Genomic DNA, 1,024 nt, shown 5'->3' with positions numbered 1-1,024 from the left:
CTGGACCCGGCAAAGCTGGAGCATGTCACCCGCTCCTACATCAGCTATCACCAGACACAACAGGGCACAGCGGGACAGGACGCTCTGGGCCAGTTGCTGCTGGCTGCCCGTCTCAGGGCTATAACAGGTGGGCAGTCAGGCTCAGCCTGGGACACCCTGGCGCAGTTGCAAAAAATAGTGTCTGTGGATGTTAACCTTCAACGGGTGACCGGCTGGGATCACCAGCCTCCTGCGACAACGACTGAAACCCATGCCCCGCCTGTGGCGACCTGGCAAAAGCTGGCACGGTACAACCTGCCCGCCGAACTTTATAAACTTCTGGATTTGTTTTCCGGTGGCGAAGGTTTTGTTAAACCGATTCTTGGCTCGGGAGAAATACTTTCCGGGCGCGGGATGTCTCTGGGTCGTTTGTATCACGAAATAACCATTACCCTTGAACACGAACAGTACTTGTACCAGAGCCGTCTTGACGGCGATCCACCGACTCTGACGGTGGGCATAAAAGATACGACTTTTGATAACCCTAAGGCTATCGCTATTGGAAAGTTGTTCGGCACAGCCCTGCTAAACCATCCCGATGTGAAGGCTCTCAGTGAGGCTCAAAAGGACTTGCGGGCGACCTGGGGATTGTCGGCATCCACCAAGGGCGGTCGTTATGGCCTGACCACAGGACTAGCGCTGACTGCTTTTCCAGGTCAGAAAGACCGCCTGTACACACGGTTTATTGATGGCATCGGCACGAGCGATCACAACTGGCAGTTTGCTTCCGGGTCGGTTGCGGATTTCGCCGAGGTTCTCTACTCGTTGTCCACCCGGCATGATCAGGATGAACTGACAGAAGCTTTTCAACGGGTTCGGAACTACCACCGTCTGAACCCCTTGGTATCTCTGGACACTTTTACTTCGGCACTGGTGGAGACCCACAGGAATCTGCCGGATTTTCAGGCGGGTCTGACTCTGCGGCAGGCGATCGGAAGTGGTGGGTACACTTTTCTGAAAACGTCCCTCAAGGTGAAGAGTACCC

Annotated in this window: 1 protein-coding gene; it reads left to right on the top strand. The window is 55.0% G+C overall.

Going from position 1 to position 1,024, the window contains the following annotated elements; translation table 11 throughout:
* A partial coding sequence (locus KDK18_RS10835; RefSeq protein ID WP_257254916.1) for a hypothetical protein occupies positions 1-1,024 on the top strand: 1,024 nt, incomplete at both ends.

This window comes from Endozoicomonas sp. SESOKO3 (genome assembly GCF_024606255.1).
Note: the sequence above shows the minus strand (reverse complement) of the source record. Positions and strands in the feature narration are given on the sequence as shown.